The 21,928-nt window shown below is 45.6% G+C and carries 18 protein-coding genes, 2 tRNA genes, 2 rRNA genes and 1 riboswitch; of the genes, 16 read left to right on the plus strand and 6 right to left on the minus strand.

The window, feature by feature from the left end:
* The 13 genes from AC6R05_RS18910 to thiH form a co-directional block, all read left to right on the plus strand.
* Positions 1 to 112 (plus strand): 23S ribosomal RNA (locus tag AC6R05_RS18910); the annotation flags it as partial.
* 93 nt (positions 113 to 205) lie between these two features.
* Positions 206 to 321: ribosomal RNA gene (gene rrf / locus AC6R05_RS18915) — 5S ribosomal RNA — on the plus strand.
* 41 nt (positions 322 to 362) lie between these two features.
* A tRNA-Asp gene (locus AC6R05_RS18920) sits at positions 363 to 439 on the plus strand.
* A gap of 58 nt (positions 440 to 497) precedes the next feature.
* Positions 498 to 574, plus strand: a tRNA-Trp gene (locus tag AC6R05_RS18925).
* Positions 575 to 1,116: 542 nt separating this feature from the next.
* Positions 1,117 to 2,892 (plus strand): methyl-accepting chemotaxis protein, encoded by a 1,776-nt coding sequence (locus AC6R05_RS18930; protein ID WP_500648309.1) that lies wholly within the window; start codon positions 1,117 to 1,119, stop codon positions 2,890 to 2,892.
* A 174-nt stretch (positions 2,893 to 3,066) separates the two neighbouring features.
* On the plus strand, positions 3,067 to 4,449 hold the full coding sequence (locus AC6R05_RS18935; protein ID WP_500648310.1) for a multicopper oxidase domain-containing protein: 1,383 nt from the start codon (positions 3,067 to 3,069) through the stop codon (positions 4,447 to 4,449).
* Positions 4,450 to 4,558: 109 nt separating this feature from the next.
* Positions 4,559 to 4,942, plus strand: a complete 384-nt coding sequence (gene crcB, locus AC6R05_RS18940; RefSeq protein WP_032552243.1) for a fluoride efflux transporter CrcB — start codon at positions 4,559 to 4,561, stop codon at positions 4,940 to 4,942.
* Positions 4,943 to 5,008: 66 nt separating this feature from the next.
* Positions 5,009 to 5,107: riboswitch (TPP riboswitch) on the plus strand.
* 158 nt (positions 5,108 to 5,265) lie between these two features.
* Entirely contained in the window at positions 5,266 to 7,206 is a 1,941-nt protein-coding gene (gene thiC / locus AC6R05_RS18945) for a phosphomethylpyrimidine synthase ThiC (RefSeq protein WP_500648311.1), read from the plus strand.
* Entirely contained in the window at positions 7,206 to 8,591 is a 1,386-nt protein-coding gene (locus AC6R05_RS18950) for a thiamine phosphate synthase (RefSeq protein WP_500648312.1), read from the plus strand. Before thiC ends, AC6R05_RS18950 begins: the two co-directional genes overlap by 1 nt.
* The gene (locus AC6R05_RS18955) at positions 8,578 to 9,333 is read left to right on the plus strand and encodes a HesA/MoeB/ThiF family protein (RefSeq protein ID WP_500648313.1); all 756 of its coding nucleotides are present in this window, start codon (positions 8,578 to 8,580) and stop codon (positions 9,331 to 9,333) included. Before AC6R05_RS18950 ends, AC6R05_RS18955 begins: the two co-directional genes overlap by 14 nt.
* A gap of 35 nt (positions 9,334 to 9,368) precedes the next feature.
* Positions 9,369 to 9,623, plus strand: coding sequence for a sulfur carrier protein ThiS (gene thiS, locus AC6R05_RS18960; RefSeq protein ID WP_500648314.1), 255 nt, complete (start codon positions 9,369 to 9,371; stop codon positions 9,621 to 9,623).
* A gap of 4 nt (positions 9,624 to 9,627) precedes the next feature.
* Complete coding sequence (locus tag AC6R05_RS18965) at positions 9,628 to 10,395, plus strand: thiazole synthase (protein ID WP_500648315.1); 768 nt, start codon at positions 9,628 to 9,630, stop codon at positions 10,393 to 10,395.
* 20 nt (positions 10,396 to 10,415) lie between these two features.
* Positions 10,416 to 11,528: a 2-iminoacetate synthase ThiH gene (gene thiH / locus AC6R05_RS18970; RefSeq protein ID WP_500648316.1), complete on the plus strand. Its 1,113-nt coding sequence runs from the start codon at positions 10,416 to 10,418 to the stop codon at positions 11,526 to 11,528.
* Positions 11,529 to 11,653: 125 nt separating this feature from the next.
* Here thiH and AC6R05_RS18975 read toward each other — a convergent pair whose 3' ends face one another.
* Positions 11,654 to 13,444 (minus strand): aminopeptidase P family protein, encoded by a 1,791-nt coding sequence (locus AC6R05_RS18975; protein WP_500648317.1) that lies wholly within the window; start codon positions 13,442 to 13,444, stop codon positions 11,654 to 11,656.
* A gap of 204 nt (positions 13,445 to 13,648) precedes the next feature.
* Positions 13,649 to 14,590 carry a LysR substrate-binding domain-containing protein gene (locus tag AC6R05_RS18980; protein ID WP_032552252.1) on the minus strand — a complete coding sequence of 314 codons (942 nt, stop codon included), beginning with the start codon at positions 14,588 to 14,590 and terminating at the stop codon, positions 13,649 to 13,651.
* Between the two features lie 151 nt (positions 14,591 to 14,741).
* Between AC6R05_RS18980 and AC6R05_RS18985 the strand changes: the two genes are divergently transcribed.
* Both AC6R05_RS18985 and tsrA read left to right on the plus strand, forming a co-directional pair.
* The gene (locus AC6R05_RS18985) at positions 14,742 to 15,887 is read left to right on the plus strand and encodes a multidrug effflux MFS transporter (protein ID WP_500648326.1); all 1,146 of its coding nucleotides are present in this window, start codon (positions 14,742 to 14,744) and stop codon (positions 15,885 to 15,887) included.
* Between the two features lie 104 nt (positions 15,888 to 15,991).
* Positions 15,992 to 16,273, plus strand: a complete 282-nt coding sequence (gene tsrA, locus AC6R05_RS18990) for an H-NS-like global regulator TsrA (RefSeq protein WP_032552254.1) — start codon at positions 15,992 to 15,994, stop codon at positions 16,271 to 16,273.
* Between the two features lie 70 nt (positions 16,274 to 16,343).
* Here tsrA and AC6R05_RS18995 read toward each other — a convergent pair whose 3' ends face one another.
* The 4 genes from AC6R05_RS18995 to AC6R05_RS19010 form a co-directional block, all read right to left on the minus strand.
* Complete coding sequence (locus AC6R05_RS18995; protein ID WP_032552255.1) at positions 16,344 to 16,802, minus strand: DoxX family protein; 459 nt, start codon at positions 16,800 to 16,802, stop codon at positions 16,344 to 16,346.
* A 10-nt stretch (positions 16,803 to 16,812) separates the two neighbouring features.
* The gene (locus AC6R05_RS19000) at positions 16,813 to 17,574 is read right to left on the minus strand and encodes an HvfC/BufC N-terminal domain-containing protein (RefSeq protein ID WP_500648327.1); all 762 of its coding nucleotides are present in this window, start codon (positions 17,572 to 17,574) and stop codon (positions 16,813 to 16,815) included.
* Positions 17,568 to 18,431, minus strand: coding sequence for an MNIO family bufferin maturase (bufB, locus tag AC6R05_RS19005; RefSeq protein WP_500648318.1), 864 nt, complete (start codon positions 18,429 to 18,431; stop codon positions 17,568 to 17,570). The genes AC6R05_RS19000 and bufB overlap by 7 nt, the downstream gene beginning before the upstream one ends.
* Positions 18,432 to 18,503: 72 nt before the next feature.
* Positions 18,504 to 18,764 (minus strand): BufA1 family periplasmic bufferin-type metallophore, encoded by a 261-nt coding sequence (locus AC6R05_RS19010; protein ID WP_032552258.1) that lies wholly within the window; start codon positions 18,762 to 18,764, stop codon positions 18,504 to 18,506.
* A gap of 265 nt (positions 18,765 to 19,029) precedes the next feature.
* Here AC6R05_RS19010 and uvrD point away from each other — a divergent pair, with 265 nt between their 5' ends.
* Positions 19,030 to 21,207, plus strand: coding sequence for a DNA helicase II (gene uvrD, locus AC6R05_RS19015; protein ID WP_032552259.1), 2,178 nt, complete (start codon positions 19,030 to 19,032; stop codon positions 21,205 to 21,207).
* The last annotated feature ends 721 nt before the right edge of the window (positions 21,208 to 21,928 follow it).

A 21,928-nucleotide genomic window follows, 5' to 3' on the forward strand; every position in this document is an offset into this window, starting at 1 on the left:
CGCTTTAAGCGTCCTAAAGGGTTGTTCAAGACTAGAACGTTGATAGGCAGGGTGTGTAAGCGCTGTGAGGCGTTGAGCTAACCTGTACTAATTGCCCGTGAGGCTTAACCATACAACACCCAAGGGGTTTTGATGGACTCAAAGATACAAACACTTGAATGAGTTTGAAGAGAATAGAAACAGCTTTCCGAATTTTAAGAATTTGCTTGGCGACCATAGCGTTGTGGACCCACCTGATTCCATGCCGAACTCAGAAGTGAAACGCAATAGCGCCGATGGTAGTGTGGGGCTTCCCCATGTGAGAGTAGGACATCGCCAGGCTTTAATTTTGGAACCACGTCTAAAGACGTGTTTACCACTGCGGAGTGGTAGTTCAGTTGGTTAGAATACCGGCCTGTCACGCCGGGGGTCGCGGGTTCGAGTCCCGTCCACTCCGCCACTTATTCGAGAGCCTCGCCTAGTGCGAGGTTTTTTCGAATCTACAGTATTGAAATTTTAGGGGTGTAGCTCCAATTGGCAGAGCAGCGGATTCCAAATCCGCGTGTTGGGAGTTCGAATCTCTCCACCCCTGCCATATCTAAGGCTCTAGTCGAAAGACTAGAGCCTTTTTGTTTTCTACCGCATCCCTTTTTACTGTGATGCCCTTCGACGCGATTCTTTGCTCTATACTGCAATACTACTGTCCTGTAGCTTATTTCACTCTAAATAAGCCCATACGTATTGCGAACTTGTTCGCCAACTCTATCGATCTCTGAAATCTCAATCATTGATTAGCTGATACTTACTACTCTCATGTAAGCAACTAAACTCTTCCGCTATTTAGTCAGCCTAATCATGGGCTTAACACTGATTGTATTTATTGGGTGAATGTATTTTGTGCAATAAAAGTGTGATCAACATATTAACTTTATTGCAATGTAATTAAGTTAAGTCTCAATAATGATACATTTGTTCAAATTTATAAAATAGAGCTTAAAAATGAATGTGTTAAGTAGCTTTAAGGGAAGAGTGGTTACCGTTGTCATTCTCTTAATTACAATGTCATTAACGGTATCTAGTTACCTATCCTATAAACAACTTTCAGCGTCAATTGAAGAACGGATTAATGAATATTCGATGCTGAAGATTGAGACCACGAGCGACACCATTACAACTTGGTTAGATACCATTAAGTCGGGCTTAGTATCGAACGCTCCTGACTTCGTTTCTGTTGATAATGACCAGCAAATTTTATTGATGATCAGGCAGATCGCCAATACCTCTCCGGCTTCTGATATTTTGGTTGGTTATGAAGATGGACGCTCTTACGGAAACAATAGTGGTAAACGTGACTTATCACAGTATGATCCAAGAACTCGAGATTGGTATAAACAGGCCGTTGCTAAGCGTGGAACGATTGTTACCGATATCTATAGTGATGCCTTGACGAAAAGCTTAATGGTTAGCATTGCTGAGCCGTTTTATGCACAAGGTCAGCTACAAGGTGTATTACTTGCGGATATCGAGCTTACGCTGCTTGATGAACTGGTAAGAAAAGCACCTTTCCCTGGGGCTATGATGGGCCTGTATGACCAAACCAGCCTGACGATTGCCTCTAATGGAGAAGTTGATGTTCCTGGTGAGACGAAACTCTATGACTTTGGAGATCTCAAGCCATTGACCGACTCTCTTCTGTCTATTCCATCTGGTATGCAAGACTACAGTCTAGGTGGAGTCGACAAGGTGGCTTTCTTCCAAACTATCCGAATTGATGATGCAGTGACTTGGCATTTACTCGTGGGTGTAGATAAATCGATCGCTTACGCTGAGATGGACGATGCGTTAGAAGCGGCTCTCTATTCTGCCATTATCTTACTTTCGATCTCGTGTGCAATTTTCCTAGTCATCCTTAATTATGCATACCGACCAATCTTGGCACTGAAGAGTACGATATTAGACTTATCGCAAGGTCACGGTGATTTAACTCGTCGACTAGAAGTCCATTCTCAGGACGACCTTGGGCAGATAGCACAGGCAGTGAATACGTTTATTAGTAACCTACAAGCAATGATGCTTGAGGTGACCAGTGCTTCGAACCAGATTTCGCAAAACATCCATTTACTCGAAGAGCAAACCCATAATAATGAGGCTGTGTTGACCTCTCATGCAATGGAGACTACACAGGTAGTCACTGCTATGACAGAGATGAGCTCAACGGCTGATAGTGTTGCTGAGAGCGCCTCTAAGACGGCTGAATTTACTAAGATGACGAATGATGAGGCTAGTCAATCCAAAGAGGTTGTCGCAAGCGCTGTTCGCAGTGTGGCTGAATTAGTTGGCGAAGTTGAAGCCATGGCTCAAAGCATTCAATCGATGAACGAAGACTCTCAAAAGATAGGCTCAGTCTTAACTGTTATTGGTGAGATTGCTGATCAAACTAACCTGCTTGCACTCAATGCTGCGATCGAAGCAGCACGAGCTGGAGAACAAGGTCGAGGCTTTGCAGTGGTTGCTGATGAGGTTCGTGCACTTGCCGCGAGAACTCAACAAAGTACTTCAGAGATCAATAGCATGCTAGCGAACTTAAATGAAGGCACCAAGACGGTTGTCAAAGCTATGGACGATACCAAAGTACGTTGTGAAGAGACCGCTCACACTACAGAGAATGTTAATCAGAGTTTAGACGTGATGGTTAACTCGATCGTGCGTATTAATGATCTCGGCCTTGAGATCGCTACGGCAGCGAGCCAACAAAGTGCTGTAACTGATGAGGTTAGTCGTAACATGACAACGATTCAGGGGATGGTGAATGAACTGACTGACAACGGTGCTCAAGCCACTGCAGGCACGGTTCAACTGACCAATAGCAATAAGCAGCTGCTGGCGATTGTTGATCGCTTTAAGTTGCAATAGCTTGGACTGAAAATATTACTTATAAGGAGACGGAGACGTCTCCTTTTTTATTTGTACCATTCAGTGAAGAAACAAACAGACAAGGCTACCTAAGACTCAAAATTAGCGTCGTAATGAGAATTGTTATTAATAATCTGTTACATTTTGCGCAGGTTAATTTAAGAGTAGAACAGTATGGATATTTCTCGTCGCCAGTTTATTAAGTCTTCTATTGCTATATCAGCACTATCAATCTTGCCTGCTTGTAGTGTTACTCAATCTGTCGATGAAAAAGGACGATACGTATACGACCTGACGGCAGAGCCAGCAACAGCTGAGCTCGTTCCAGGGTATACGACTAAAGTACTCGGCTTTGATGGGCAAATACCAGCACCTACCATTCGCTGCCGTCAAGGTGAGAAAGTTGTCATCCGTTTTACCAATAAGCTCGCAGAACCAACCACAATCCACTGGCATGGCTTAAGAATCCCGATCGAAATGGATGGCGTGCCGTTCCTAAGTCAGCCTCCAATCATGCCTGGAGAGACCTTTGTTTATGAGTTTACTCCACCAGATGCGGGTACCTTCTGGTATCACCCACATATGAATAGCGTTAAACAGTTAGGAATGGGGTTAGTAGGGCTGATCATTGTTGAAGAGTCTCAGCCTGTTGCTTTTGATGAAGAGTTACCCCTGATGCTTAAACATTGGCATCTTGATAAGCAAGGGCAGTGGAAGGACCTGATGATCCCACGAATGAGTGCTCGTATGGGCACCCCTGGGGAGTGGAGTAGTGTGAATGGTGTTCATGAGCCGAACTACCAGATTAAGCAACATGCGACAACACGCCTACGAATCGCTAATGTCGACAATACGATTACCTATCCTATTGCGGTCGAGGGTGTGGAGGCTTGGGTTATTGCTATCGATGGCAACCCTGTCAAAACGCCTTATCGATTGACACAACATAAGATTGGTCCGGGCATGCGAGTGGATATTGGGTTTGTTGCTCCGACTAAAGGTACCACTATAAATGTCTTGCAGATGAAAGGACGTTTTCCATTTTCATTATGTTCATTAGAAGTCGTGGACTCGAACTTACCATCTGAGCAGACATTACCTTCTTTACCACTCAACCCGGTTCCTAATCTAGACCTCGTGAATGCCACTGAAATCGACTTTCTGTTTGAGTGGGAGGGAGCGATCAGTCCGACAGGAAAAGATGGCAAGTCGATGCCTAAATTCTGGCTCACGAACAAGCGCGCTTGGGAAGGGATGAGTAAGGATAATATTCCTGAACCACTTGCGACGTTAGAGTTAGGAAAGACATACATTTTCGATCTCAAGAATGTGACTCAGTATCACCACCCGATCCATATTCATGGCCATACCTTTACCGTACTTGAGCTGGATGGGAAAAAAGTCGAAGAGCCATTCCACACAGATACCGTTCTGCTTGGTAAGAATGGCAGTGCTAAGGCAGCGTTTGTTGCTGATAACCCAGGCCGTTGGATGTATCACTGCCATGTCATTGAACATATGAAGACCGGTTTGATGGGTTATATTGAAGTAAAGTGACTCCTGTAACTTTTTAATCTTAAAATTTATCCAAGTAATTTATTCACTAATTATCTCGAAAAAAAATCGAGTGAGGCTAGAATATCCTTAAGTCTTATGTGGGGGAATTATGGGTCAGTTTTCAATTTTGGGGTTTATCGCCATTGGCGGTGCATTTGGTGCGTGTTCTCGTTACCTAATATCTGAGTTGTGTGTCGTGCTACTAGGGCGTGGTTTTCCATACGGCACCCTGACGGTGAATGTCGTCGGTTCATTTATTATGGGTCTGCTGATCGCTGCATTCGAAAATGAGATGCTAGCAACTGAACCGTGGCGTCAGATCATTGGGTTAGGCTTTCTAGGTGCATTAACAACGTTCTCCACTTTCTCTATGGATAACGTGTTATTGATGCAGCAGGGCGCTTTTTTTAAGATGGGACTCAATGTTCTTTTGAATGTGGTATTGAGTATTTCGGCAGCCTGGATTGGCTTTCAGTTGCTAATTAAGAGTTAGTTTTCCAGATTCGTATTAAAATCACACAGGTCGGCTTGGTTTAACCAAGCCGATTTTATATACTGAATTCACTTGTCGGAGTGCCATAAGGCTGAGACCGTTCATTCGGGATCCGTTGAACCTGATCAGGTTAATACCTGCGAAGGGAACAAGAGAAGATATCCTTGCTGGAATTCTCTCTAGCAGACCTATCAATAAGCTAAGCAATAGACCGTTTTTACCTGCCTTAGGTATGTCTATGCTCAGCTCCTCTTGTCGCATCTTTCCGCCAAGCATTTTTATCCGAATTTATTATCTAGAATAACGAAGCAAGGAAAAATGCTATGTCGAATCGCAAGCAAGCGAGACTGGAAGCAAAACAGTTTATAGAAACTCTCTCGGTACAGCCGTACCCAAATTCAACCAAGGTTTACGTAGAAGGCTCTCGTGCCGATATTCGTGTCCCTATGCGCGAGATCTCTTTAGCCGATAGCCTAATAGGTGGCACCAAAGAGGCGCCAATCTTTGAGCCTAATGAGCCTATTCGCGTTTATGACACTTCGGGTGTGTACACGGACCCAGAGCACGAAATCGATCTTTATAATGGCTTACCGAAGCTGCGAGAGGGTTGGATTGAAGAACGAGCTGATACTGAACTACTTGATGATGTGAGTTCGGTTTACACCAAAGAACGCCTAGAAGATGAGACCTTAGATGAGCTTCGCTACGGCAATCTACCACGTATTCGACGTGCTAAAGATGGCCAGTGTGTAACTCAAATGCATTATGCTCGTCAGGGCATCATTACTCCAGAAATGGAATACATTGCTCTGCGTGAGAACATGGGCAGAGCTCAGTACCGTGATGAAGTATTAACTCAGCAACATCCAGGACAGAGCTTTGGGGCTAATCTGCCTAAAGACATCACTCCTGAATTCGTTCGTAAAGAGGTCGCTGAAGGCCGCGCAATTATTCCTTCCAATATTAATCACCCAGAATCTGAGCCAATGATTATTGGTCGAAACTTCCTGGTAAAGGTCAATGCAAACATCGGTAACTCTTCCGTGTCATCTTCTATTGAGGAAGAGGTTGAGAAGCTAGTATGGGCAACTCGCTGGGGTGGCGATACCGTAATGGATCTCTCTACTGGACGAAATATTCATGAGACGCGCGAATGGATACTGCGTAATAGCCCAGTGCCGATCGGTACGGTTCCTATGTATCAAGCACTAGAGAAGGTTAATGGTGTTGCTGAGAGTCTAAACTGGGAAGTGATGCGAGATACTCTGATTGAACAAGCTGAGCAGGGTGTTGACTACTTTACGATTCATGCTGGTTTATTACTTCGTTACGTACCTATGACTGCCAAGCGCGTAACGGGTATCGTCTCGCGAGGCGGTTCAATCATCGCTAAATGGTGCTTGGCTCATCATCAAGAAAGCTTCCTATACACCAACTTCAGAGAGATCTGTGAGATCTGTGCTAAGTACGATGTTGCTCTATCGCTAGGTGATGGCTTGCGTCCAGGTTCAGTTGCTGATGCTAATGATGAAGCTCAATTTGCTGAACTTCGCACGTTGGGTGAGCTGACCAAGATCGCTTGGGAATACGATGTACAGGTGATCATTGAAGGGCCGGGTCACGTGCCGATGCATATGATCAAAGAGAACATGGACGAGCAGCTTGAACACTGTCATGAAGCGCCGTTTTATACCCTAGGTCCATTGACGACAGATATTGCACCAGGATATGACCATATTACCTCGGGTATTGGTGCCGCCATGATTGGTTGGTATGGCTGTGCAATGCTCTGTTATGTGACACCAAAAGAGCATCTTGGTTTACCAAATAAAGAAGACGTTAAAACCGGTTTGATTACCTACAAGCTTGCTGCTCATGCTGGTGATCTCGCTAAAGGCCACCCAGGTGCACAAGTACGTGATAACGCTTTGTCAAAAGCGCGCTTTGAGTTCCGTTGGGAAGACCAATTCAACCTTTCTCTCGATCCTGAAACGGCGCGAGCTTTCCATGATGAGACCTTGCCACAAGAGTCAGGTAAGGTTGCCCATTTCTGCTCTATGTGTGGACCTAAATTCTGTTCGATGAAGATCTCGCAAGAGGTACGCGAATATGCCAAAGATACAGAGCAGGTTGCTGCTGACCAAGCGATATCGATTAAGATGCTTGATGACCCATTAGAGGGGATGCGTCAAAAATCGCAAGAGTTCCGTGAAACAGGGTCTGAGCTCTATCATCCAGCCGCTAGTGCAGAGGTTGCCGATTAATGAACAAAATCCTTATTCCGTCATCATTGATTGAGCTAACTGGCTTAGTTCAGCAATGTTTGTTGTTGGCGAAAGAGCAGGGTTTTACTATCGAAAACGTTGAGTTGGGTGTGAGCCCAACTCAATCGATACAGCTCATTCATGACCAACACACTACTAGCTTTTCAACTGACATTGTCTCTGATGTTGAGGCTTCTAACGTCTCAGATTACAAGCTTTACTATCATTCTAGGCTGAGTATTAGAGAGTGTCGTCATCAGGAGTCAACCGACATATTCATTGGTATTCTAGATAGAGACTCGAGAGATGCTCAGAATTCCAGTCAATTAGATATCTGGCATCACCCTATAAATAATGAAGTTAGAGCACTTTCGGTTGCTCCACACCTAGCCGTCCACTTGTCTCCAGAATTGCATTTGGCTTGGTTCGTGACTCTATCGATACTCGATTTTCCGATCGAGGATGCGTTAACTCTAGCACGCGCGATGATGTCTCCGGCAGGGGATGTTTCACGTGAAACATCGGCTTTTGATACTCGTACAATATCTTCAAATCATGTTGTTAAGGTATGGGCATTTGAGTTTAGTGCTTTTCCAACCCCTGTTCTTGAAGATGAACGTTTAGGTATTCAAGTTGGCTGGTCTGCTCAAGGCGAAAGCGTTAGTTTTGCGACACTGACCAAACCTAGCCTAGGTCTGTATCCGGTTGTTGATGATGTATCGTGGATTGAACGCCTCTTACCTATGGGTATCAATACCATTCAGCTTCGGATTAAGAACCCACAACAAGTAGACCTCGAGCAACAAGTGAAGAAAGCGATCGAATTGGGGCGTCAACACGATGCGCAAGTCTTCATTAATGATTACTGGAAACTGGCAATTAAGCATGGTGCTTATGGTGTTCACCTTGGCCAAGAAGACATCGAGGAATCTAACCTAGCTCAGTTAAGTAAAGCTGGAGTACGCCTTGGTTTATCGACACACGGTTATTACGAGTTACTACGCATCGTACAAATTCATCCAAGCTACATTGCCTTGGGGCATATCTTCCCGACAACCACTAAAGAGATGCCATCTAAGCCTCAAGGTTTAGTTCGATTAGCTCTGTATCAGAAACTCATTGATACCATTCCATATGGGATCGCTGGAGAGAGCAGTAAGCAACAATTTGGCTTTCCAACCGTTGCAATCGGCGGTATTGACCAAAGCAATGCTGACCAAGTTTGGGAGTGTGGGGTATCGAGCCTTGCTGTCGTCCGCGCAATTACCTTATCGAGCGACCCTCAGTCGGTGATTAACTTTTTTGCCAGCCTAATGGGTGCGGAGCAGGAAGTGACTTCCAAACAAAATCAGAGTGAACCGAGGATAGCCTGTGCTGAACGATAAACAGTTTCTGCGTTATCAGCGTCAAGTGTCATTACCTGAAGTGGGTGAGAATGGACAAGTTCAGCTTGGCCAATCTCATGTTTTGGTAATTGGTTGTGGAGGGCTAGGTAGTGCCGCTTGTTTGTATTTGGCTGCTGCAGGTGTCGGAAAACTAGTGATTGTGGATGATGACATTGTTGAGAGCAGTAACTTACAAAGGCAAGTCATATATCGTGAACGAGACCTAGGCACGCCTAAGACCAGTGCAACAGTAAAGCAATTAGCGGAACTGAATCCTATGGTGCAAGTACGTACTATCAATAAGCGTTTAGAACCAAGTCAGCTTTCACTTGAGGTTATGTTGGCGGATGTGGTCTTGGACTGTAGTGACAACATGCCGACAAGGCAATTGATAAACCAAACCTGCTTTGAGCAAAACACCCCGCTTGTTTCTGCTGCCGCTATTGGATGGCAGGGCCAGTTTGCAGTATTTGACCACCAAGAGTCACAACAATCAGCCGCTTGTTATCGATGCTTATATCCATTTGATGAACTCAAACAGACACAGAAGTGCAGCGAATCTGGTGTTGTAGGTCCGGTGGTTGGGACTATGGGTAACTACCAAGCACTGGCCGCTATTCAAAAACTTGCGACAGGCAAATTCCACGTCAAAGCAAACGAACTGCACCTATTTGATGGTTTGAAAATGCAATGGCAGAAGCTAGCAATAACAAAAGATAGCAGCTGTCAGGTTTGCAGTTAGCACTGGGTTACAGGTAATAAAGAGAATTAAGAGCAATGACAATATTTGAACGAGCAAACCTTGAAGGCGCAAGTGAACGCAGTGAGATGATAACAATCGTCATTAACGAACAGCCTCAGCAAATAGTTAATCAGAGCGATCTACAGAAAATCATTCATCAATTTGAGTTACCCGAAATGGGGTGTGTTTTCGCTATCAATAATACGGTGATACCTCGTGGTGAATGGGGTAGCACGTTACTTAGTGAGGGAGATAGTATCTCTCTGTTTCAAGCAATAGCAGGGGGGTAATGAGATGCTGCATATCGGAGATAAGAAGTTTGAATCAAGACTATTTACCGGAACTGGAAAGTTCGCCAATAGTCACTTAATGGCTGAAGCGATACAAGCGTCAGGTTCTCAACTCGCGACTATGGCCCTTAAGCGTGTGGATGTTAACGATCAGCAAGACGACATCTTAAAACCCTTGGTTGAAGCTGGAGTTAGTTTACTGCCAAACACTTCAGGTGCCAAAAATGCCAAAGACGCGGTGTTTGCTGCGCAGCTTGCGCGAGAGGCATTAGGAACCAATTGGTTGAAGCTAGAGATTCACCCTGACCCAAAATACTTAATGCCAGATCCTATCGAAACACTCGCTGCTGCTGAGCAATTGGTTCGCAAAGGGTTTATTGTTCTGCCTTACTGTCATGCCGATCCTGTGTTGTGTAAGCGACTCGAAGAGGTGGGTTGTGCAGCGGTGATGCCACTAGGAGCGCCAATCGGCTCAAACAAGGGGATTGTATCTCATGACTTCTTGGAGATCATAATCGACCAAGCAAACGTACCAGTTGTTGTTGATGCTGGTATCGGAGCACCTTCGCATGCTGCTCGCGCAATGGAGATGGGCGCGGATGCGGTACTTGTAAATACGGCCATCGCAGCATCGAGCAATCCGGTTGCTATGGCAAAAGCATTTAAGTTAGCTGTTGAGTCTGGTCGAATGGCGTATGAGGCCGGTTTGGCTGGCAAGGTATCGCACGCAGTGGCTTCGAGTCCGCTCACTTCATTCTTAGATGAGCTTTAACAAATCGACGAGGATTAACCATGAGTTTCGTGGACCAGTTTAACAAGCTCAACTGGGATGATATTTCGATGTCGATTTATTCCAAAACAGCGAGTGATGTTGAACGCGCATTGAGTAAACCCAAGCGTGATTTAGAGGATTTTAAGGCCTTGATTTCTCCTGCTGCGGAGCCTTATCTCGAGCAAATGGCACAGCTGTCGTATTCACTTACGCGCAAGCGCTTTGGTAATACCATGTCTTTGTACATACCATTGTACCTGTCGAACCTATGTGCCAATGCGTGCACTTACTGTGGCTTTTCGATGGAGAACCGCATAAAGCGTAAGACACTAGACCGTGATGAGGTATCTGCTGAAATTGATGCTATCAAGGCGATGAAGTTTGATAGTGTGTTATTGGTAACCGGAGAGCATGAAACCAAAGTAGGGATGAAATACTTCCGTGAAATGGTTCCGATGATTAAGGAGCAGTTTAACTACCTTGCGATGGAAGTGCAGCCTCTCGACCAAGAGCAATATGCAGAGCTTAAAACTCTAGGTCTCGATGCTGTGATGGTTTACCAAGAAACCTATCATCCATCTACCTATGGCGAACACCATTTGCGTGGTAACAAAACCGACTTTGAATATCGCCTTGATACACCTGATCGTCTGGCCAAAGCGGGTATCGATAAAATTGGCATCGGAGCGTTGATAGGGTTGGAGGAGTGGCGCACCGACTGTTTTTATGTTGCGGCACATTTGGATTACCTTGAGCGAACGTATTGGCAAACGCGTTATTCGATCTCATTCCCGCGCTTGCGTCCTTGTGAAGGGGCTTTACAGCCTAAGTCAGTGATGACGGATAAGCAGCTAGTGCAGTTGATTTGCGCTTATCGTTTGCTGAACCCGGAGGTGGAACTATCGTTATCGACACGAGAATCGCCTGCGTTTAGAGATAACGTATTGCCTCTTGGTATTACTTCAATGTCTGCCGCATCGAAAACTCAACCAGGGGGTTACGCGATGGACGATGTTGAGCTGGAGCAGTTTGAGATCAGTGATGAGCGCAGTGCGGCATCGGTAGAGGATATGATCCGTGCGAAGGGTTTTGACCCTGTATGGCGAGATTGGCACTCAGCTTATTCTGGTTAATCAATACAGATAGTGTTTCACGTGAAACATAAACCAGAACACATAAAATTTGCTAGGTTACCCAAAACAAAAGGCTCTCCGATGGAGAGCCTTTTTATATATTTAGCAACGGTGATGTTAGCAGCTTATGAGTGTGCTACCGGTAGAGTCGCAGCACGTAGCCACTCTTTCACATCACCTTCGACTAATGGACCGATGTCATCCCACACTTTCTGATGGTAGTCGTTTAGCCATGCTAGTTCCGGACGCGTTAGCATATCGACATTGATGTTGCGCTTGTCGATTGGGCAACGTGTTAGTGATTCAAATGACAGAACAGGGAAGTCACCTTGAGTTGGTGTTTCAACCACAAGCTCTAGGTTCTCGATACGAATACCAAAGGCATCAGCTCGGTAGTAACCAGGCTCATTAGATAGCACCATGCCTTCGGTTAGCGGTACATCAATTTGCTTCTTCGAAATGCTCGCTGGGCCTTCATGAACACTTAGGAAGTGACCTACGCCGTGACCTGTCCCGTGATCGTAGTCGTAGCCCTCAGCCCAAAGGTGCTGACGAGCTAGGGTATCGATCTGGTAACCACGTGTGCCTTTCGGGAAACGCGCACGAGCAACACCAATGTGGCCTTTCAGTGCCAAGGTGAACTGCTTGATCATCTCAGGTGATGGTTGGCCGATCGCAATTGTACGAGTGATATCTGTTGTGCCATCTAGGTACTGACCGCCTGAATCGACAAGGTAAAGGGTATTAAGCTCAAGCTTACCTGGCTCAGGTTGATTCTCATGGTTGTAGTGACACATTGCTGCGTTACCACCGGCTGCAGAAATAGTATCAAAGCTTAGGTCCATCAGTGTTGGATCTTGCTGACGGAAAGACTCTAACTTGTCAGATAGCGTTGCTTCATCGTGTAGGTTACCTGCAGCAACTTCTGCATCCAACCAACATAAGAACTGAGTCATAGCAACACCGTCGCGAACATGACATGCTTTCATACCCGCGATTTCTACAGCATTTTTTGCTGCTTTTGGCATTAGACATGGATCAGCTTTGCTGACTACATTCGCGCCCGAGTTTTGTAACACTAGCTTAAACCAAGCATTGCTGGTTGCTGGGTCTACAAGAACGTTTTTGCCTGTTAGAACTTCTAAACGAGATTGAAGTGCTTCTGGGTGGTGAACAGTAACATCCGCTCCAACATGCGCAGCGAATTCAGCTGGGATGCGTTCTGGGTCTAAGAAGAACTCAACGCTAGAATCAGCATGCAGAATTGCGTGAGAAAGCAGAACAGGCAAGCGTGATACATCTAAGCCACGAACATTGAGCAACCAACAGATAGAATCTAGAGCTGTAATAACTGCGCTATCAGCTCCCGCTTTTTTCATAAGCTCTGCGATCTCTTGACGCTTGCTTTCGCTTGATTGACCAACAGCGTCTGTTGGCATTAGGCGTACGTCAGAAACAACAGGTGCAGGGCGGTCGCTCCACAACTCATCGATAGGGTTGCTTTCTAAGATCTTAAGTTCAATGTCACCAGCTAGTTTAGCTTGTGCAACATCTAGCCATGCTGAGTTGTGCATTCGAGGGTCGATAGCAACAGATGCACCTTGAGCAAGCTGTTCTTTGATCCAGTCAAGAGCAGGCTCTTCAATCAGATGACGATATTCGAAAAGTTCGGCAGGTACCTGTTTTGTCACTTGTACCGTGTAGCGACCATCGACAAACATTGCAGCTTTGTTGTTGGTGATAACAGCAACGCCCGCTGAACCAGTAAAGCCAGTTAGCCAATGTAGGCGCTCATTGTGAGCCGGTACGTATTCACCCAAGTACTCGTCTTCGTGTGGGACAAGTAGGGCATCAATATTGTGTTGTGCTAGCCATTCGCGAATTGCATTCACGCGGCTTTGAGTATCGTTATGCATCTGTGTTTATTCCTTCAAATTACCGCTCCTTGATGCTCAGGTGTGGACGCTGTATCCATCTGCTTACAGCAAGACATGGGTCAACTGAATAAGGTCGATATTTCAATTGAGCTGGAATACAACTGGCCATAGATGAGCCAAAAAGGACTATCGACAGTTAAGCTACTCATTTTATCGCAAGAGAGCAAACGGCGTACGTCATTTTTATCTAAGGTGTAAGGTTTTTTCTTTGATGATATCTCGCAACCAAGTCAGTGCTGGGTCATTCTCTCTGTCTCTATGCCAGAACAGAGTGTATGCCATCGGGGGAAATTCTAGAGGTAGAGGCACCACGACGAGATCCATCTGTTTTGCAACAAGATAAGTAAAATGGCTTGGGGCGGTGAACACAAAATCGGTGTAAGTACACAAGCTAGCCGCACTGTTGAAATCGGGAACTGAGATAGCGATATCACGCTGTCGACCAATGTCCGCTAGTTTATAATCGAGCAACCAGCGGTCGTTGCCATCGCACCTAACTTGAACGTGTCTTTGGGCCAAGTAGGTCTCTAAGTCCCAATTATGTTCAAGGGCTGGATGGTTACGCCTTAAAACACACATTTGTGCATCTCGATAGATCTCTTGTTCACAGATATCATCAGGTGGCAGCATGGTGAGTCGCGCGTCATTGATGTCGATATCTTTACCGGTTAAACCGATATCGAGTTCGCCAAGCTGAAGCTTTTTAAAGGTTTGCTCTGACCATGCGTGAGTATTGATGTTGACGTGTGGCGCTTGTTGGAAAATGGCTGGCAGAAAGTGCGGTAGGATAAGCGGGTAGACACTCTCAACTGCGGCAATGTGGAAGCTGTGATCGCTATTGTAAGGCGTGAACGTTTCCGGTTGTGTTAGCACTTCAAGTTGGTTAATAAGGTTTTCCAGGCGCGGCTTTAGGAACACCGCTTTGGGCGTCGGACGCAAACCATGGGCACTGCGTGTAAATAGCGGATCGTCGAATTGCTCTCTTAATTTAGCCAGTGATTTACTTACGGCTGATTGGCTTAAACACAGCCGATGAGCGGTGCGGGTGACACTGAGCTCTTCAAGGAGAACCTGCAAACAAACTAGCAAATTGAGGTCAATTCGAGACAATTTTTCGAGATTCATGAGATTTTCCATATGGGAATAATGGTAATGAGTATAAGCCATTTTTGTTCATATCTTTAGTTGGTTATGATTCCCATCATCATTTATCAATCAGGAAAATCGTGTGTCTGTGCATTCATCCCCGAGTAAGTTGCAAGTAGCATTATTGGCAATGCTTGTTCTATTTAGCCCGTTGGCTATTGATATCTACTTACCAGCTTTACCTCAAATCTCAGAGACGTTCCACGTGGAACATGCATTAGCTCAAGACACCATTACCTGGTTCCTATTCGCGATGGGTGTTGGCCAACTGTTTGCTGGCCCCCTTGCGGACAAATTAGGTCGCCGAACTGTTGCCCTTGGCGGTATCAGCATCTATGCAGTGAGCGCTTGCTTGGCGTGGGCCGCTCAGTCTATTGATATGATGTTGATGGCTCGACTGCTTCAAGGATTAGGAGCGTGTGCAACATCCGTTGCTGCGTTCGCAACAGTTCGCGATCTATTTGGTCCTGAAAAAAGTGGCAAGATGATCAGCTACCTAAACGGTGCTATCTGTTTTATTCCAGCGTTAGCGCCTATTTTAGGTAGCTGGCTAACTCAAGAGTTTGGCTGGCGATCTAACTTCAGCTTTATGGCTGGCTTTGCTGTGATTGTCGGCGCTATTTTGTTCTTCCAGATGAAAGAGACCAATCCAGCGACAGAGAAGGTTGCGGTATTTAGGTTTGAGCGTTACTGGTCAGTACTTAAAACGCCATCGTTTATCTTCCATGCTTCGTTGTGCTTGATGGCAATGGCTGTAATCTTAGCTTACGTAACATCTGCGCCAGTGGTACTGATGGAAAACCTAGGCTTGAGCATGAACGAGTTTACTTTCTGGTTTGGTATTAATGCAGCATTCAATATCATTGCGGCATTCACAGCACCTAAGTTCATGGATCGCTTTGGTACCTACAAGACATTGGTAGTTGGTATTCTTCTGTTGGGCTTAGCAGGCGCACTGATGTTGGTACTGGCGAACCAGGCAACAGCATTAGCGTTTATGTTCCCAATTTTCTTATCTTCAGTTGGTTTTGCATGGATTCTTGGCGCATCTGCTGGCAAAGCACTAGAGCCATTTGGTGACCGAGCGGGTACGGCTGCTGCGCTATTAGGCCTGTTCCAGATGAGTGGTTCTGGGTTGTTGGTGGGTACTATGCAGCGACTGCAATTGGAGCCACAAGTGATGATTGCATTGCAGATGTTCCTGATTGTTCCAGCACTATTTGTACTGTTTGGTAAGGCTGGAAAATCGTGGCATGGCGTCCTTAAGCAGGCGTAAGTCAATTGGATGACAAATTATACAGATGGACAGTTTTTCCATCGTTAAAACATGGTATATTTATCGCTCATTAAAATGTGAGTATCACAACGGATAATACTGTAATGTCATTAACAACCTACGAAATGGCACGCGTCTTAGAACAAATGGAAGACGCTCCTGAAAAGGTCATGTTTGGAAAATTGCTGAACGAGCTTGGTAACCAAAGTGGTGAGCGTATTCGCAGCGCTGCGAAGCAGGTTCCAATTAACACACTACGCGATATTGTGTTCCAATTTCAGAGTGTGATTGAAGACCGTAAAGGTGAACAAGTTCAACTGTTAGCAAAAGAGATGGTAGAGCAAGGCATTTCTGCAGAAGATCTACAGGCATTTCTGAACAAGTAATGATGTGATGTTACTTGGTAAACAAAAAACCACTCGAATGAGTGGTTTTTTTGATCTTGAGGGCTAGTGGTTAGCCTCGGAATTGTCGTTTTAGGATGTGGTCTAGTGAAAACGGACCCGCACCCCATACAATCACAATCAGTATCATCAGCCCCCACAGTTGGTGGTCGTAGAAACCTTGGTCCCAAAGCACTGGGTAAGAGACGACTGCAATTACGTTGAAGGCGAATAAGACAACTGCCATAGGTCGACTTAACAAGCCTAATGCAATAAACACTGGAAGAATCAACTCTGCAGCGGTACCCATATAGGCCGCCATTTCCCATGGAATGAGCGGGACTTGATACTCAAGCTCGAACAGAAACAGAGTGCTATCCCAAGTGGCAATCTTGGTCAGCCCGGAATTAAAGAAAACCCAAGCAACCCATAAGCGACAAAACAGCAGTAACGCTGGCACAAACAGGGCCTGGAACTTATCAACGAGGCTATCGTATTGAGCCATCATGTTGGTCACGGTGTTGTTATCCATTTTATTTCTCCTATTCGCCGCTAATAGAAAATCCAGAGATGATATTGAGCGCCAAGACATCGTTAAGATGGGCTAGCAGCGTTGGGTCGATATCAGCGAGCATTTGTTGGGCTTGGAAGGCTTGCAGAAGCTGGAAGACTTCTGACGTCACGATATGAGGCTCCAAGGTATGGTTATTTATTTTCTGTAAGACAGCAAATTCCGGTTGGGCGATATTGAGTCCGTCGAGTTGGTTATTGATGATGGCTTGTTCTAAAGTCAGCACTTGATAATCGAAGTTGAGCAAGACAATGTCTGGAAGCAAGTGAAACACCAACTCAGCATGCTGATGCTCTGGAATTGCAGAGAGAGCAGCCAGTGGATATTGTCCTGTCGCAACGGGCTTTGGTTCGGCACGCATTAGCGCATCTTTGTGCCACTCGTACTGAATCATATTTCCTAGGTAAGGAGCGGCTTCTATAACCGCTGGAAAGTGCTTAACGACCTCATTAAAGCCTTCTCCGTACTCAGTTACATCACCCGATTGAGGTGGCGTACTAAGCACGTGATGACGTGCCAATTGGGCGAAACACTCTTCACCAACTAAGGCTTGGGCAAGAGGATAGGTAGCCACAAGTACATCACTAACGCCAATCACGAAGTTGTTACGATAGATTTGTAGCCTCTGGCTATCTGAGAAGTGATCGCTAACGACCTGACACAGTGAATCTTCACCTTGATAACGGAGCGCATCACCAAATGCTTGTTGTATTTCAGCTAAGGAACTCATGATGCTTGGCCTCGTAATGACCCTGCGTTTTGATATTGATGCAGTAGGTGGCTGGCTTTTTCAGCTTCATTAAACAACACCCCTGGCTCTGGGATATCTAAGTCCCATTCGATCAATGTATGCCGCGCGCCGTGAGTCATAAGCCATTGTGTGTAGAGTTGCCACACTTCATCACAAACAGGCTTACTGTGGGTGTCTATCCATATCTCACCATCTTCTAGCTGCTTCTTAGTAAAACCAGCAAGGTGGATCTCGTCCACTGCATCGGCCGGGATTCCCTCGAGGTAGTCATCACAACTGAATTGATGATTGAACGAAGAAACAAAAATATTATTGAAGTCGAGCAACAATCGGCACTCAGTGCGTTTCTGAACTTCTGCTAGGAACTGCCACTCTGGAATTGTCGAGTGTTTGAATGCGAGGTAACTCGAAGGGTTTTCAACAAGTAGTGGCCTTTGCAGAGCATCCTGAACCTCTAATACATTGCGACAAAAGACATCGAGTGCTTCTTCGGTATAAGGCAGTGGCAATAGGTCATTGAAATGATGACCACCGGTTTGGCTCCAACTTAGATGGTCTGATACTAAAAAGGGCTGAATGTCGCTAATTAGGCGTTTGAGCTGGAACAAGTGCTCCTTACTGATACGTTCTACAGAACCCAGCGACAAACCTACGCCGTGGCAGCTAATCTCATGGTCTTGTCGAATTGCTCTGAGTTGTTCAGTTGCTTTTGCATGTGGGGAGAAGTAATTCTCACTGTGGATCTCTAACCAGTCGACCTTATTAGAGTTGTGGCTAAAATAATCTAAGTGAGGTGTTCTTAAACCCACGCCTGCCAGCGGGTGTAGAGGATGAGCCACAGGTATTCTCCTTCGGTGGGTGGAACAATCCAGGTGAGCTGATAGGCATGCTCACCTGGTTTATAGCGGGTATTATGAAGATTGAGTGCTACCGCCAGTAAGCTTGCCACAAAGCCCTTTAGGTACGACAACGAATGCATCGCTTTGGTTATCTTCTTTTGCTGTACCAGCACATGAGCTTGTTTTAGTCGCACAGTCATTTTGACCAGCTTTAGACACGCCATAACACTTTTCTTTCGCTGCCGCTTCTGCAGGAGCCGAAGTTAGAACAGTACCACCAAACGCTAGTACACTTGTGATTGCAGCAGTTACAGCAAGATTAGAATTTTTCATAGTCATTCCCTCTAGACTTAATTGTTATTTACATTGAGCAGGTTAAGGTTTTGTTAACTTGCTTAGTAAAAAGGATAGGAAGAACTAAGAAATAATTTCAAAAGAACTGAAGATTTATAGAAATAAATGATATATCGATGTGTAAAGTTATGATTATTAATAATTTATTTTTGGATATTTTTTCTTCTTATTCTCCTAAACTGCGCTCTGTGTTTAGGTTATAATCAACTTTTATGTATAAATACCCAGTAGTGAGCAAACCCAAATGATTGATCCTTCGCTTTTACTCGATGGCCTCAACGACAAGCAGCGTGAGGCAGTGGCTGCACCCTTAGAAAACTTGCTGATCTTAGCGGGAGCAGGCAGTGGTAAAACGCGAGTGTTGGTTCACCGTATCGCATGGCTGCAAACTGTAGAGCAGGCGTCGCCGTTTTCTATCATGTCGGTGACTTTTACCAACAAAGCGGCCGCTGAAATGCGTGGTCGTATTGATGAGCTGATGATGGGTAGCTCTTCAGGTATGTGGAACGGCACCTTCCACGGTATTTGTCACCGTGTTTTGCGCGCTCACTACTTAGATGCGAAATTGCCAGAAGATTTCCAGATCATTGATTCCGATGATCAAATTCGTTTATTGCGCCGTCTGATTAAAGCGCAAAATCTCGATGAGAAGCAGTGGCCAGCGAAACAAGCGTCTTGGTGGATCAATGGCAAGAAGGATGAAGGATTACGTCCAAGCCATATTGATACCTACAATGACCCAGTCACTAAGACCTGGCTTAAGATCTACGCTGCGTATCAAGAGGCGTGTGATCGTGCTGGTCTGGTTGATTTTGCTGAGATCTTGCTGCGTTGTCATGAGCTTCTGCGTGATAAAAAGCACATTCGTGAACACTACCAAGCGCGCTTTAAGCATATCTTGGTCGACGAATTTCAAGATACCAACAACATTCAATACGCGTGGCTGCGCATGATGGCAGGTCCTGACTGTCGCGTGATGATCGTAGGCGATGATGACCAATCAATCTACGGCTGGCGCGGCGCTAAAATTGAGAATATCCAAAAGTTCTTAGATGAGTTTCCAGGTGCTTCCACCATTCGTCTGGAACAGAACTACCGCTCAACTAAGACCATTCTGCAAGCATCGAACGAATTGATTTCGAATAACACTGAGCGTATGGGTAAAGAGCTGTGGACAGACGGCAATGACGGTGAGCCTATCTCGGTTTATTCTGCTTATAACGAACTCGACGAAGCGCGCTTTACGGTGAGCAAAATCAAAGAGTGGCAAGACAAGGGCGGAGCGTTGAATGATACGGCGATGCTTTATCGTAACAACGCCCAGTCTCGTGTACTCGAAGAAGCTTTGATTCAAGGTGGATTGCCTTACCGTATCTACGGCGGCATGCGATTCTTCGAACGTCAGGAGATCAAAGATGCACTGAGCTATCTGCGATTGATGTCTAACCGCAATGATGACGCAGCCTTTGAACGTGTGGTGAATACGCCAACGCGCGGTATGGGTGATAAAACCTTAGAGACCATTCGTTTTGCTGCACGCGATCGTGGCGCGACGATGTGGCAGGCGAGTATCGCACTTCTTGAAGAGCAGGTTTTGGCGGGCAGAGCAGCAGGGGCATTGAGCCGATTTATCGAGCTTATCAACGCACTAGAAGATGACACTCACGAGATGAGCCTGCATGAACAGACTGACCACGTGATTAAGTCGTCTGGCTTGTTTGCTATGTATGAGCAAGAAAAAGGCGAGAAGTCGAAGGCACGTATTGAGAACTTGGAAGAGCTAGTTACGGCGACTCGTCAATTCGAGAAGCCAGAAGAAGCCGAAGAGATGAGCTTGCTGACGGCATTTTTGACTCATGCCGCACTGGAGGCGGGTGAGGGTCAGGCCGATGAGTTTGATGACGCTGTTCAATTGATGACTCTGCATAGTGCTAAAGGTCTTGAGTTCCCAATGGTGTTCATGGTTGGTGTCGAAGAGGGAATGTTCCCGAGCCAGATGTCTGCCGAAGATGCGATGCGCTTAGAAGAGGAACGTCGTCTCTGTTATGTAGGTATGACGCGTGCAATGGAGAAGCTCTACATCACCTACGCAGAAATGCGTCGCCTATATGGCCAAGATAAGTACCACAAGCCATCACGATTTATTCGTGAACTGCCTGAAACTTGTCTTGATGAAGTACGAATGAAAGCACAGGTGAGTCGTCCGGCAAGTAGCGGTCGCTTTGGACAAACCGCAGTTAAAGAGAACTTCAACGAAACTGGTTTTAGCTTAGGTTCACGTGTTAAACACCCTAAGTTTGGTGAAGGTACCATTATCAACTTTGAGGGCAGTGGTCCACAGAGCCGAGTTCAGGTGGCCTTCAACGGCGAGGGTATCAAATGGCTGGTGACTGCTTACGCTCGTTTAGAGAAGCTAGGTTAAGTGCTAGAAAACTAGAGTGATTTGAAAAGCTGCCTTCGGGCGGCTTTTTTGTTGAGCGATACTTAATACCAATCGTAGTAAATAATTGCTCACCCTAGCTTGTTAAAATGCTCGATAACTGCATTAGAATTTTTGATTGTAGAATAACTACTTATCGAAACTCTCTGTTGCAAAAAAACTGCCTTGTTCTCAAGCCTTTTTCCTGCGCTATTTTTGATCACTTACTTACTGTGATTGGTATAAGTTGAGTACCCAGAAAGGCGATAAACAGCAGATAAAGAAAAACCCCGAGAGCTTGCGCTCATCGGGGTCTATAGTCTTACTCGCAGCAATCCGGCTACTAAGTGTGCTCCATGCATCTAATCCATGATAGTGTGCTGTTATCCTTCAGCGTATTCCTTTCGTCGCCTTCCTAGCGGTGTCCTTGATCTTATCCCGATCTGCCAACAATCCTCGTTAGCGCGCGTCACTTGTTCCTTGAGCGGTGTCCTTTACATCATCCTGATGTTCAGTCCTTTCCTCGTCCAGAGGTGTCCATTGTCTTTCCTTAGTAGCAACCATCCTAGTTACTATTGCGTCCATTCAATGTCCAATTTCGCTATCCGTGCCGATTATTCATCCTGAGTAATCGAATCTTCATCCTGAAGATAACCAAGTCCTTGGTGTTTTCCTGTTCCGTGTCAGCATCCTTCCGACACCATTCATATTACCGATCCCCAAT

This window comes from Vibrio sp. R11-SG3-ISO9, assembly GCF_059834255.1.